Raw genomic sequence first — 12,499 nt, 5'->3', positions numbered from 1 at the left:
AGGCCCCATGCTGCAAACCTTCGCGATCCTGTTGACGTTCCAGTCGGTGGGAGAGCTGCTCACGTATTCGCTGCACCTGCCGGTGCCCGGTCCGGTGATCGGCATGGTGCTGCTGGTCATCTACCTGTTGGTGGACAAGGGTCGCGTGCTCGAAGTCATGCAGGGCACCGTCAGCGAACTGATGCGCCACCTGACCATCCTGTTCGTGCCGGCCGGTGTGGGTGTGATCACGCAACTGAGCCGCATCGGCCAGGAGTGGCTGCCGATCGTGGTGGCGACTGTCGTGTCGACATGGCTATCGATTGCCGCGGGCGCGCTCGTCACGCGCGCCCTGATGCGCCGCATGGGGGACCACGGCGAGGCCAACGAGGAGCTTGCCCCATGAACACGATGGCGCCCAACCTGTACCAACTCTGGGTCTACCTGTCCGCCAGCCCGCTGCTGGGCCTGACCGCCACGCTCATCGCGTACCTGATCGGCGTGCGCCTCCATGAGCGCAGCCACTTCAACCCGATGGTCAATCCGCTCCTGATTGCGGTGGCCATCCTGGGCACGCTCCTGACAGTGACGCACACGCCGTACAAGACCTACTTCGACGGCGCACAGTTCGTGCACTTCCTGCTGGGGCCGGCCACGGTGGCGCTGGCGGTCCCACTCTACCAGCAATGGGCGAAGCTGCGCCGACATGCGATCCCGCTGATGATCGGGCTGCTGGCGGGGTCGGTCGTGGCGGTGGTGTCAGCAGTGGGTATTGCGTGGCTGCTGGGCGCATCGCCCGAGACGCTGCGCTCCATGGCGCCGAAATCGGTGACGATCCCGATCGCCATGGGCATCTCGGAGAAGATCGGCGGCGCACCAACCATCACGGCGGTGCTGGTGCTGATTACCGGCATCGTGGGCGCGACCACCACCACGCGGCTGCTGAACCTGCTGCGCATCCGCGAGTACAGCGTGCGCGGCTTTGCCACCGGCATCGCGGCGCATGGCATCGGTACGGCGCGCGCGTTCCAGGTCAATCCGGAGGCGGGCGCGTTCTCGGCGCTTGGCATGGGCTTGAATGGCGTGCTGACGGCGGTGCTGGTGCCGCTGCTGGCGGGCTGGATTCCGCGTTAGATTCCCCTTCTCTCCGCCCAACGTTCACTGCCTGGGCAATCTACAACACCTTCCGCACCCCTCCTGAATGCTCCTGACAGAACGCTGTCAGGAGCCCCCCGCCACAATCGCTCCACCTTAACCGGCAACGGCACCCCCAACCGCCTGAGCCACCTACCGGAGCGACATCATGGCAAGCGTCATCAACTGGTTTGAAATCCCGGCGAACGATTTCCCCCGCGCCGTGAAGTTTTACGAGAACGTCTTCGACACCCAGCTCAAGCAGGAAGACATGGGCGACCTGACCATGGGCGTGTTCCCGGCAGGTGAGACGACCATCCACGGCGCGCTGGTCAAGGGCGAAGGCTTTGCACCGTCCGACAAGGGCAGCGTGGTCTACCTGAACGCACCTGATCTGGATGCCGTGCTGGAGCGTGTGAATGGCAACAAGGGCCAATGCGTGTTCGGCCCGATGACGCTGCCTGACAACATGGGCCGCATCGCCCACATCCTGGATACCGAAGGCAACCGGATCGGCTTGCACGAGCCGGATGCGAAGACGCAGGCGTACCTGCTACAGCAGTAACGCCCCCCCCAAAGGCCGGTGCACGGGTGCCGGCCTTCCCTACGAGACAGAGAAAAACACCATGCCGAGTCAGTCCCCGTATCTCATGCGCGCCGCCGATATTGCTGCGCGCACGCAGTCGTTTTCACACCCCTGGAACAGCCTGTCGGAAATCCACGGCACGATGATGGGCCGGCTGCTCGGGCTCAAGCGCACCGGCGTGAATTTCGCGCGTGTGCCGCCGGGCAAGGAATCGTTCGTCTACCATTCGCACCAGCGTGAGGAGGAATGGATCTACATCCTCTCGGGCGAGGCGCAGGCCGAGATTGCCGACAGCATGTTCACCGTCCGCGCAGGCGATTTCATGGCCTTCCCGGTCGGCATTGCGCACCACCTGCGCAACTGCGGCAAGGACGACCTGCTCTACCTGTGCGGCGGCGAGCATCTCAATATCGAGATTGCCGATTTCCCCCGGCTCGGCAAGCGCATGCTGCGCCGTGGCGAGCAGGTCGACGTCGTCGATATCCACCCGCAGCGTGAGCTGACGCCCTTCGGCGCGTAGGGGAAATGGCCCGCATTGCACCCGGGCCGAAGCCCACTACAATGCCGCGCATGACCCGCCGCGCCGACCGTCTCTTCCAGATTGCCCAGATCCTGCGAGGCCGCCGCCTGACCACGGCGGCGATGCTGGCCGACCGCCTTGGCGTGTCCGAGCGCACGGTGTATCGCGACATCCGCGACCTCTCCGTCTCGGGCGTGCCGATCGAAGGCGAGGCCGGCATCGGCTACCGCATGCGTGCCGGCTTTGACCTCGCCCCGCTCATGTTCACAGCGGATGAAGTGGAAGCACTGGTGGCCGGTGCGCGGATGATCAAGGCGTGGAGCGGCGGCACCATGGCCGGCTCGGTTGAAGCCGCGCTGGAAAAACTCATGGGCGCCCTGCCCGCCGAGCGCCGCTCCGAAGCCGAGACCACGCGCATCTTTGCCCCCGGTTACGGCATGGGCAGCGAGGTCAAGCAGGTCTTCGATACGCTGCATTCCGCACTGGGCCGCCATGCCGTTGCGCGGCTCTCCTACCGTGACGCGCAGGGCCAGTTGACCGAGCGGTGCATCCAGCCGCTCGGACTGTTCTTCTGGGGGCAGGTGTGGCTGGTGGCCGCCTGGTGCGAACACCGCCAGGACTACCGCACCTTCCGCCTGGACCGCTGCGTCAAGGTCGACATCCTGGAGCGGCAATTTGCCGAATCCGCCGAGCGCTCGCTGGCGGATTTCATGCGCAAGGTGCGCGGGTCGTCGGACTGACGGGACGCGGATGCACGCATTGCTCAACGCACGCACCCGCAGCGCCGATGCCGCCCTGTGGCAGATCTTCCTGACACTCTTCCTGGGCACCCTGTCCGCACTGCTACCGGCAGCGCCAGCTCATGCACAGACACTGCGGCCTGTGCCCGCGCTTGCCCGGCAGGTGACCGACCTGACCGATACGCTCAGCAGCACGTCCGCGGTGCGGCTTGAACGCAAACTGGCCATCTTGCAGGAACGCACGGGCGCGCAGATCGCCGTGCTGATCATCGACAGCACCCAACCCGAACCTGTCGAAGCTTTTGCGGTGCGCGTGTTCGATGCGTGGAAGCTCGGCCGGCGCGGCGTCGACGATGGCGTCCTGCTGGTGATCGCCAGGCAGGACCGCAAGATGCGCATCGAAGTCGGCTACGGGCTGGAAGGCCAGATCACCGACCTCAAGGCCAGCCGCATCAACCGCGACATCATGGTGCCGGCTTTCCGCCAGGGTGATTTCATCGGTGGCATCGACCGGGCGGTCGATGCATTGATTGCGTTGATTCCGGGGGCGGGAGCGCCCATCGTCGTCTCGGATGCCCCGCTCCCTCCGGCACAGAGCAACCCCGCATCCTCCGGACATTTGCCGTACGAAGGATTCGCGCTGCTGATGGCAATACTAATGGGCGTGATGGGTGGCCCCGTGCTGGCGGCACGGCCATCGCGCGGGCTCTGGTTGCTGCCGGCCATTGCGATCATGAATGCAATGCTGGCGGCCAAGATCGACGGGCCGGAATGGATCCGTTGGCTATTCGCACTGCCTGTTGTCGTGCTGACGAGTGGCGCGATCAGTGCGGCTGTATGGCATACGTGGTTCCGCATGCCGCCCGACACCCCGGCCAACACGAGCCCACTGCTATCGAAGGGCGCCAAGCGAAAGGCAGCGCGCAAGGCTGCACACCGGCCACCGCGCCAGCCAGGCCGCAAGCAAGTCCGCGAGCAGGATCGCTCCAGCACATCGGACAACTATGCGCCCTGGACCATCGACAGCGGCAGCTCCAGTTCCAGCGTGTCGAGCGACAGCAGCTTTTCCGGCGACGGTGGCTCCAGTGGTGGTGGTGGCTCGTCGGATAGTTGGTAGGGCTTGCGCTGGCCTCAAGCCGCCGGCAACGGATCCGGCTCCGCCAGCAACGCCTCGATATCACCGAGGATTTCTTCCGGCTTGGTCAGCGGCGCATAGCGCTTGTAGACCGTGCCATCGCGACGCAGCAGAAACTTGGTGAAGTTCCACTTGATGGCCTCGATGCCGAGCACGCCCGGTTTTTCCGAGGTCAGCCATTTGTAGAGCGGATGCGCGTTCGCCCCGTTCACGTCGATCTTGCTGAACATCGGGAACGACACACCGTAGTTCTTCTCGCAGAACGCGCCGATCTCTTCTGCGCCGCCCGGCTCCTGCTTGCCGAACTGGTTGCAGGGGAAGCCAAGCACCTCCAGGCCCTTTTCGTTCAGTCGCTTGTAGACAGCCTCCAGCCCCGCGTATTGCGGCGTGAAACCGCAATTGCTTGCCGTGTTCACGATCAGCAGCACCTTGCCGCGATATTGCGAAAGCAGCACGCGCTGCCCTGCCAGCGAATCCGCTTCGAACGCGTAGACGTCACTCATGATCACCCTCCGGATGTCTGCGGAAATGTTCCGCACCTGACAAGAATTGTAGCGGCCCGCGCTTGGCGGGCCGTCTGGAGTCAAGGATGCTTATCGCTCAGTGCTTGTCAGTCTCGGAGTACCAGAAGGTGCGCTTGCGCTTACCCAGCCCGGTGGGTGTGACCTTGACCGGCGCCAGTGCGGAACCGCCGCCGCCCGTGCCCGTCTGGTTGCCGCAGCCAAAGCACACTGGCACCGGCGTCGTACCACCACTGCCGTTGTTCACCAGCACCACGCCATACACGGACGACGGTGGGAAGCCACCGCCATCGAGCACGACAGAGCGGTTGGGGTTCTGGCCAGTGCCGGTCAGGAAGCTGACCGAGTACGTGCGGGCGATGCCCAGGTTCGGGTAGCACGCGCCCGCCGAAGGCACGGCCGGCGTGTTGGTGCCGAAGGTGGTGTAGCCGGCCACCGTGAGCGGCGCGTTCACGACCTTCTCACCCGCATTGGGCAGCGTGACGAAGAAGCCCGAACCCGAACCGCTGTAGGCCACCGAGGTGGCATCGGTCAGGTTGGCCTCGGTCAACGGCACCCAGCCTGTCGGCATGGGCCCGAGGTTCGGGTCCTTAAGCATGTAGAAGCGGTTGACCACGTTATAGGCCGTGCCCGGCGTGGTCGACGCGGAATACAGCGGATGCTCGCGGTCGCCAGTGCCGGCCATGACGGCGTTGAATCCGGAGGTGGGCACCACATCGGGCGCGTAGAAGAACTTGCGCGCGTTGTTGGTGTTGGCCGCACCGCCCAGCGTGGCGAACAGCGTCAGTGCCCAGTTGGCCGGGGCGTTGCCGGAGGCGGACTGGAAGTCCACGCGCCAGATGTTGCCGCCCACATCGCCCACGTAAGCCATCTGGATATAACCGCTGCCGGTGCGGTCGACCGTGGTCACATCCGAAGCAATCGAACGCGTCAGGCTGGTGTTCTTTACGCACACGCCGGCCACGCCATTGCAGTTGGCCAGCGCGCTCCACACCGGCACGCCGGTGTAGGCGTCGAGCACGACGATGCCGCGGCCCATCGTGTCGGTACCGGGTGCCGGGTCGCTGTCTTCGGAGGCCGCATCGTAGCCGGCACCCATGATCAACACCGGGTTGGAATAACCAGCCACACGCATCAGGCGCGGCTTGGACCAGGTCTGGCCGAGCTCCGGAATATCGGTATTGCTGCGCGACCACAGGTAGCGCGGATTGACCGGGTCCGTCACATCCAGTGCATAGAGCAGACTGCCACCGCGCCGTGCGGTCAGGTAGATGATCGTGCGCGGGCTGGCCGGGGTGCGCTGATCCTGCATGACGGTGGTGCTGCCGTCGAAGAAGTCGTCACGCGGCGTCGGTGTCGGCGTGATGCCGCTGGGCGTGGTGGACAGCTTCACTTCCGGCGAGTTGGCATACAGCCGGCTCAGCTTACCGATGAATTCCGGTGGAATGAAACCCCACAGCTCGCCCCCTGGGCGCACACCGTTGACACCCATCGTCTGGTTGCCGTTGATGGCGTGGAACACCCCATCGTTGGCGCCGTAAAAGACCACGATCCCGGTGGTACCGCCGTAGTTGATCACCACGGGGCGCGAGTGCAGCACGTCACCATGGATCGACGGGCGCACCGTCACCGGCGAACCCGGCCCGGTCTCTGCTTCCTGCCCCGCTACGGTGGAGCCGTCGAGCGCATAGACATCACGCCCGCGCACCCAGTTGATGAAGTTGGTCTGCTCGCTCGACGCAATGGTGGGTGCGCCGTTGGTACTGTTGTAGGAGTTGATGGCGCTCAGGCCCGAACTGCCGGCAAGCCACGTGTTGGCCGTGTCGAACGTCGGCATGGCCTTGGCGGTTGGGCATGTGCCAGCGCCGTTGCAGGTCAGCAGGGTGCGGCTGGTCTGGCTGGTCAGAAGCTGCACACGCAGCATTTCACCCGCGCCGCCTTTCTCAACCACTTCACCATCCGGCGAGTCAAACGCCCATCCCTTGCTGGACGGGCTGTTCTGCCAGAAACCGCCGCTCGGCCAGTTGGCAACGGCACTGCCATAGCCGCTGGAGCCGAATGACAGCGGCGGATCGGCCGTCCAGAAGCTGGTGGCGTTGGGCGACATGAAACCGGTGCCCGCGTTGCTGAGCGCTGCCTTGCCGACCGAGTCCAGCAACTGGAGATTGCCGTTGGCGTCATAGCCAACCTGATACTGCTTGAGGTTGCCCATCCAGCGCGGCGCGGCCGTGGCGTCCGGGCGGAACATGCCGATGTACACCTGGTTCAGGAACTGACCCTGCGCATTCACGGCGGCCGGCAAGCTGACCGAGGCAAACACGCTGTTGACGGCCTGGATTTCGTTGAGGATCGACAGCAGTGCATCCTGCAGGCCCTGCACATCGCCAAGGTTGACCGTGTAGGACTTGCCGCCACCATTGGTGGCCATGCTGTTGTCGAAATTGATGTAGTCAGGATTGGCGTAGTTGCCCTTGCTATCGAGCCCGGCAACCGAGATCGAGTACGTAATGACGTTCTGCGGATTGGCGGTGTTGGCGGTGCCCTGCAGATCGCTCTGGTACATGTAGCGCGCCCACTCATCACCCCAGTTCGACGCGTACTTGCTGTTGATGTTGATCTGCGTGGTTTGTGCCGCCGTGGGCGTGGGCACTGCGGCCTGCAGCGCGGCCAGCATCTTCGGGTCGCTTTCCGCCGGGTGACCGCTGTTGGTCGCGTTGCCGATGTAGATGATGAAGTTGCGCTGACACGGATTGCTGATGGGCGACGTGTACTGCGTGCCCGATAGACCCGTCACGCCGGTATTCTTGTAGCCCGCATAGAACGCCCAAGCCTCCTGCATCGCGCCGGAAAGCTGCACGTTGTTGCCGTTCAGATCATTGGGAAACTGGTTCTGTATGTAGGACAGAAAGCTGTTGACGCCATTGCTGTCCATCAACTGCAGCGTCTGCGAAGACTTTGGGTTCGCACTGGGGAAAGTGAACAGGCCGCCCGAACTCTTCGGGTCGAACATCATCAGTCCAAGATTGACGTTGGCCAGCAGCGAAGGGTTTTTCGCGATCGACTGCGCGGCGCCATACAGTGCGCACTGCTCCGCCCCCGAGCTCTTGGAAGGGTTGGCAACCGTCAGCCCGGTCGCCGAGCAGGTGAACGTGGCGTTGGCATCCGAGTTGGCACCATCGTCAAAGATGATGACCACATTCGGCTTGCCGGCGTTCTGCTGCAGCCCCGTGTAAAGGTCAATGTCTTCTGCACACGCGGGCTGGGCGCCCACCAGTGCAAGCGCCAGGGTTGCCGTGGCGGTCAGTGCAAGTCGTCGGGCAATGGAGCGCATATCGATTCTTCCTGGCTAGGTGCCGTCAGGCTTACGGACACGCGGTACCGGTCAGTACCCGTACCGCAACCCCTTGATGCAAAGTGGTGTTGGTGTTCGTTGCGTTGGCGTCGTTGACGTTGGCAGACACGTCCCATTGCGTGGCGCTGCAGTTCGACATGCCGCCGGGCGTACCGTTGGCCGTCAGGATGCCGGTGTCGGAGTTGTTGTTGACGCCGCCAAAGCAGGACGAATCCGAGGTGTAGTTCGGGTTGGCCGGGTCCGTCGTCAGTTGCGTGTCGGCAATCTGCTTGGTTGCCATGCACACGGGTGCTGCCACCTGCGCCGTGTAATCCGTCTTGCCGTCGCCGTTCACGTCCACCGGCACGCTGGTGGCGACCGGGTTCGACGTGAAATCCTGGCTGATGACCTGCTCGATGCCCTGCTGCGCCGCGCCGCGCGCTTCCACGCTGTACTGCTGGTTGGCGGCAATCTTCGTGTTGATGACGCTCGAGTTCATGATCATCACGACCACGGCCATGAAGATGGCCAGGAAAATCAGCGTGACAACCAGGGTCACGCCCGACTGGCGTGCTGGCCGACGTACCGGCGGGCGAACCAATAGACGCCGCATGGCTTACTCCCGTGGGCCGGCCACGTTGGCCGCCCGTGCAACTTCTACGTAGACGTGCCGTTTGTAGCTGTCATTGAAAGGACCGGACATCGCGTTGCTGCCGCGCCCCAGGTCATAGGTGCGGTTGTCTGTCCAACCAGCCGCCGGCTTGAGCGTGCTGGCGAGCACGTTGATGCGCACGGCGGTCACGTTGCTCCAGTTGGTCGTGGCGGAAGTGTTCCAGTTGTAACCACCCACGTTGTTGCAGGCGGCACTGTTATTGATGCCGGGGTTGGCCACGTAGCAATCGGGCGAGCCATTGCCATCCACATCCACGCCGTAGGAGAAATGCATGTCCTGGATGCCCTCGGCGATCGATTGGGGTTGCATCGCCCCCCCCGACAGCTCCGCCACCTTGAGCGTGAGAACACCGTTGTCATTGCCCTTGCAGAGGTCACACGTGGCGATGTAGAAGGCGCGTACGCTGACCTGGCGCAGTTCGGCCGGGTTCGAGCAGGTCTTGTCCTTCAAGGTGAAGTCCGTCGAGGTGCCGCTGAAGACAAACGGTGCCGTGTCCGTGGTGCAGAACGAATCCTGCAAATAGGCTTGGCCCGCAGTGATGGCGCTGGGCGACGCGACCTTGGTGCTCGATACGCGTCGCACCACCAGGATCTCCGAGCTGGGCGACAGATTGGGAAGGCAAGTTGCCGGATTCGTCCCGGGTGCATACCCGTAGATCGCCACCGGCACCGTCGCCGGACTGTTGGTGAAGCCCAGCGCGGTGGTGGCCACGTTGCACACGTCGGGGGTGGAAATCGCGGACGTGCCCAGCAGGTTCAAGTCCCCCAGGTAGCCGGCCAGCCCGATCTCCTGGCTGATGACGTCGAGGGCGTAGCGGCCGTTTTCGATCTGCGTAGCACTGTTGCCCAGTTGCACGCGCGACTGCGAGGTCGACGCATACAAGCTGGCCAACGCGGTGAGCAGCAACAGGCCGAGTGTCATCCCGACCATCAACTCGATCAGCGAGATCCCGCGCTGCCGGCGCAACGGCTTGTGCAGCGGCCTCATGACAGCACTCCGATCCGGACCTGCGTGCTGATGGCGCGACGATAGGCCTCGTTGCCGAAACTGCCGCTGCCACATGGCAAAGACGACGGCACCGTCTGCACCAAGCCCTGCCAGGCCACGGTCACACGGTAGATCTGGTTGACCGTATCGACGGCTTCGATGCACCCGCGTGCGCCGATCATGGCGCCAAGTGCAACCGTGCCGCTGGCGGCCGTCTCCGCGCTACCGAGCAGCGCCGTGTTCCAGGCGGCAAGGTCAGCCGTGACGGTGGCTTGCTGGGCTGCGCTGCCGGTCGAGCAAGCCGGTGCCGACATGCCGCCGTTGCCTACCGTGGTGGTCGCACCGGCAATCGCATAGCAGGTGGCAACCTGCCGATTGGCATTGAGCCGTGCGGACATGTCCTGCAGCAGGGTCAGTGCCTGTTCGCGTTGATAGGACTCCATCTCGGACTGGCTGGAGCGCGCCATCATGCCTGCTGCGCCAAGCAGAGCCACCAGTAGGATCACCACCGAGATCAGAATTTCGATGAGGGTCGTGCCGCGCTGCCCAGTCTTGCGCGGCCACGCGCGGTGCAGGCGTGTGGATGCACTCATGAGCAAACTCCCGAGACGATGGCAACCCGGCCAGTTCCACCCACCTGCACGCAAGCAGGTGAGACAGACTGTCCCTGCCCGGAGGGTGTGACCTGGAATGTGCTCGTGCCCGCAGTCGGCCGGCCGTCATTGCCAAATGACAATGACAGGGGGTTGCTGCTGCTGGACGTAATGGTGACGCCGCTGTACGGACCAAACGTGCGAACAACCGTGGCGTTCACGGTCAGCACCCAACCCGTCGCCCAATTGCTCGTGGTCGACACGGTGGCGATGGCGTTTTGCTTGACCGCTTCGCTGCGCGCCATCGCCATGGCCGAGGACAAATCGAACGACGCATTGCGCGTGGCCTGCGTCGCCACCATGTTCGAGAAGGACGGCACGGCAATGACCACGAGGATGGCCAGCACGGCCAGCGCGACCATCAACTCAGTCAGCGTGAACCCCTGGCAGAGCGGCTTGCGAATCGTCTTCATGCCTACTTCCAGCAAGTAGAGCCGCTACCGGAAGCCGTCTTGGCACCCGTGTTGGTCAACGTCAACTGACCGCAGGCAGTGTCGTTGGTCTGCTGCGAACCCTGTGGTTTGGCAACCAGTTGGTAGGAAGGCGGTACGCTGCTGGCGCTCAGCAGGAACGTGTAGTTGGGCGCAACGTTGGCAGGCACGTTGCTGGCGTACTGCAGCGTCGTCAAATCGGGCGCATAGGCCCGGTTGTCGAGCAGGAAGCGCTCCTGTGCCGCGGCAACCTCCTGCATGAAGGATTCCGCGGCCGCGCGATTGGAGCGCACGATGTACTGGACGTACGAGGGATAAGCGATGACCGTCAGGATGGCAACGATCGCCACCGTGATCATCAGCTCGATCAGCGTAAAGCCTCGCGCCGCTTGCGCGCGCTGGCATATCGGCTTGTTAGCCACGTGTTCACCCACCCGTATTTGCTGAAGCAGCTATTTCTTGTAGTACACGCCTGTCAAGCGGATCGATAGGCGTGCTGGCCGGTTATACGGCACTTCTCAGCAAATATTAAGGAAAGACAATGAAGTTAGGGTGACGCGTAGCCAGGCGCAAACGTTATGCGCCCCAAAATACCTCAGATGGTGTAGCCGTCGAGCGACATCACACGACGTTCAGATGCTCGGTACCGGCCGACAGGTCAGTCTGGCCGCCGCGCTTGCTGTTCAGCTTGATCTGCAGGCGCAAGTCGTTGAGCGAGTCAGCGTTGCGCAGCGCGTCCTCGTACGTGATCTTGTTTTCCTCGTACAACTCGAAGAGCGCCTGGTCGAACGAAATCATCCCCTGCTCGCGGGATTTCTTCATCACCTCTTTCAGCTCGTGCACCTCGCCCTTGAAGATGAGGTCCTGCACCAGCGGTGTCGCCAGCATGATCTCCACCGCCGGCACACGCCCCTTCTTGCCCTGACGCGGTAACAGGCGCTGCGCAATCATCGCGCGCAGGTTCAGCGACAAGTCGATCAGCAGCTGCTGACGCTTCTCTTCCGGGAAGAAGTTGATGATCCGGTCGATTGCCTGGTTCGAGCTGTTGGCGTGCAACGTGGCCAGACACAGGTGGCCGGTTTCCGCGTACTGGATGGCGTACTCCATCGTATCGCGATCCCGGATTTCGCCGATCAGGATCACGTCCGGCGCCTGGCGCAGCGTGTTCTTCAGCGCCACGTGCCACGACTCGGTGTCGACGCCCACCTCGCGCTGCGTCACCACGCAGTTCTGGTGCGCGTGCACGTATTCCACCGGGTCTTCAATCGTGATGATGTGGCCGTACGAATTCGCATTGCGATGCCCCACCATGGCTGCCAGCGAGGTCGACTTGCCCGAGCCCGTCGCACCCACCACGATCACCAGCCCGCGCTTGCTCATCACGATCTCGTTCAGGATCGGCGGCAGGTCCAGTTCGCCCAGCGAGGGAATCTTCGTGTTGATGGTCCGCAGCACCATGCCGGCGCGGCCCTGCTGTATGAACGCCGACACGCGGAAGCGCCCCGCGCCCGCCGCCGTGATGGCGAAGTTGCACTCGGAGCTGTCTTCGTACTCGCGCAACTGCTTCTCGTTCATGATCGACTTGACCAGACCGATGGCCTGCACCGCACTCAGCGGCTGCTGCGAGATCGGCGTGACCTTGCCGTCCACCTTGATGGCCGGCGGGAATTCAGCGGTGATGAACAAGTCCGAGCCACGGCTGTTCACCATCAACTGCAAGAGTTCGTGGATGTATTTGGTGGCGGCTTCGCGGTCCAGCATGGCGTGCCCCTCCTAAAAGGAATTGGAATGCGCGCTGACGTGTCAGTC

Annotated in this window: 14 protein-coding genes; 6 read left to right on the top strand and 8 right to left on the bottom strand. The window is 63.5% G+C overall.

Annotated features, from left to right (window positions below):
- Nucleotides 1-7: 7 nt before the first annotated feature.
- From PI87_RS23005 to PI87_RS29465, 6 genes are all read left to right on the top strand, one after another.
- A complete protein-coding gene (locus tag PI87_RS23005; protein WP_039600031.1) occupies nucleotides 8-385 on the top strand; it encodes a CidA/LrgA family protein in 378 nt (125 codons plus the stop codon).
- Nucleotides 382-1,113 carry an LrgB family protein gene (locus PI87_RS23000; protein ID WP_039600030.1) on the top strand — a complete coding sequence of 244 codons (732 nt, stop codon included), beginning with the start codon at nucleotides 382-384 and terminating at the stop codon, nucleotides 1,111-1,113. The genes PI87_RS23005 and PI87_RS23000 overlap by 4 nt, the downstream gene beginning before the upstream one ends.
- A gap of 169 nt (nucleotides 1,114-1,282) precedes the next feature.
- A complete protein-coding gene (locus PI87_RS22995) occupies nucleotides 1,283-1,678 on the top strand; it encodes a VOC family protein (protein WP_039600029.1) in 396 nt (131 codons plus the stop codon).
- Nucleotides 1,679-1,739: 61 nt separating this feature from the next.
- The gene (locus tag PI87_RS22990) at nucleotides 1,740-2,219 is read left to right on the top strand and encodes a cupin domain-containing protein (protein ID WP_039600028.1); all 480 of its coding nucleotides are present in this window, start codon (nucleotides 1,740-1,742) and stop codon (nucleotides 2,217-2,219) included.
- A 41-nt stretch (nucleotides 2,220-2,260) separates the two neighbouring features.
- On the top strand, nucleotides 2,261-2,959 hold the full coding sequence (locus PI87_RS22985) for a helix-turn-helix transcriptional regulator (RefSeq protein WP_039600027.1): 699 nt from the start codon (nucleotides 2,261-2,263) through the stop codon (nucleotides 2,957-2,959).
- A gap of 10 nt (nucleotides 2,960-2,969) precedes the next feature.
- Complete coding sequence (locus tag PI87_RS29465; RefSeq protein ID WP_052321699.1) at nucleotides 2,970-4,076, top strand: TPM domain-containing protein; 1,107 nt, start codon at nucleotides 2,970-2,972, stop codon at nucleotides 4,074-4,076.
- A gap of 14 nt (nucleotides 4,077-4,090) precedes the next feature.
- Here PI87_RS29465 and PI87_RS22975 read toward each other — a convergent pair whose 3' ends face one another.
- The 8 genes from PI87_RS22975 to PI87_RS22940 form a co-directional block, all read right to left on the bottom strand.
- The gene (locus tag PI87_RS22975; RefSeq protein ID WP_039600026.1) at nucleotides 4,091-4,597 is read right to left on the bottom strand and encodes a glutathione peroxidase; all 507 of its coding nucleotides are present in this window, start codon (nucleotides 4,595-4,597) and stop codon (nucleotides 4,091-4,093) included.
- Nucleotides 4,598-4,694: 97 nt separating this feature from the next.
- A complete protein-coding gene (locus tag PI87_RS22970; protein ID WP_039600025.1) occupies nucleotides 4,695-7,946 on the bottom strand; it encodes a pilus assembly protein in 3,252 nt (1,083 codons plus the stop codon).
- Between the two features lie 31 nt (nucleotides 7,947-7,977).
- Nucleotides 7,978-8,559 (bottom strand): pilus assembly PilX N-terminal domain-containing protein, encoded by a 582-nt coding sequence (locus PI87_RS22965; protein ID WP_039600024.1) that lies wholly within the window; start codon nucleotides 8,557-8,559, stop codon nucleotides 7,978-7,980.
- A 3-nt stretch (nucleotides 8,560-8,562) separates the two neighbouring features.
- A complete protein-coding gene (locus tag PI87_RS22960; RefSeq protein ID WP_039600023.1) occupies nucleotides 8,563-9,606 on the bottom strand; it encodes a PilW family protein in 1,044 nt (347 codons plus the stop codon).
- On the bottom strand, nucleotides 9,603-10,199 hold the full coding sequence (pilV, locus tag PI87_RS22955; protein ID WP_039600022.1) for a type IV pilus modification protein PilV: 597 nt from the start codon (nucleotides 10,197-10,199) through the stop codon (nucleotides 9,603-9,605). Before pilV ends, PI87_RS22960 begins: the two co-directional genes overlap by 4 nt.
- Nucleotides 10,196-10,672, bottom strand: a complete 477-nt coding sequence (locus tag PI87_RS22950; protein WP_039600021.1) for a GspH/FimT family pseudopilin — start codon at nucleotides 10,670-10,672, stop codon at nucleotides 10,196-10,198. The genes pilV and PI87_RS22950 overlap by 4 nt, the downstream gene beginning before the upstream one ends.
- A gap of 2 nt (nucleotides 10,673-10,674) precedes the next feature.
- Entirely contained in the window at nucleotides 10,675-11,112 is a 438-nt protein-coding gene (locus PI87_RS22945; protein WP_039600154.1) for a type IV pilin protein, read from the bottom strand.
- 199 nt (nucleotides 11,113-11,311) lie between these two features.
- On the bottom strand, nucleotides 11,312-12,451 hold the full coding sequence (locus PI87_RS22940; RefSeq protein WP_084210066.1) for a PilT/PilU family type 4a pilus ATPase: 1,140 nt from the start codon (nucleotides 12,449-12,451) through the stop codon (nucleotides 11,312-11,314).
- Between the last annotated feature and the right edge of the window lie 48 nt (nucleotides 12,452-12,499).

Origin of the sequence: Ralstonia sp. A12, from assembly GCF_000801955.1 — a bacterium.
Lineage (GTDB): Bacteria > Pseudomonadota > Gammaproteobacteria > Burkholderiales > Burkholderiaceae > Ralstonia.
Note: the sequence above shows the minus strand (reverse complement) of the source record. Positions and strands in the feature narration are given on the sequence as shown.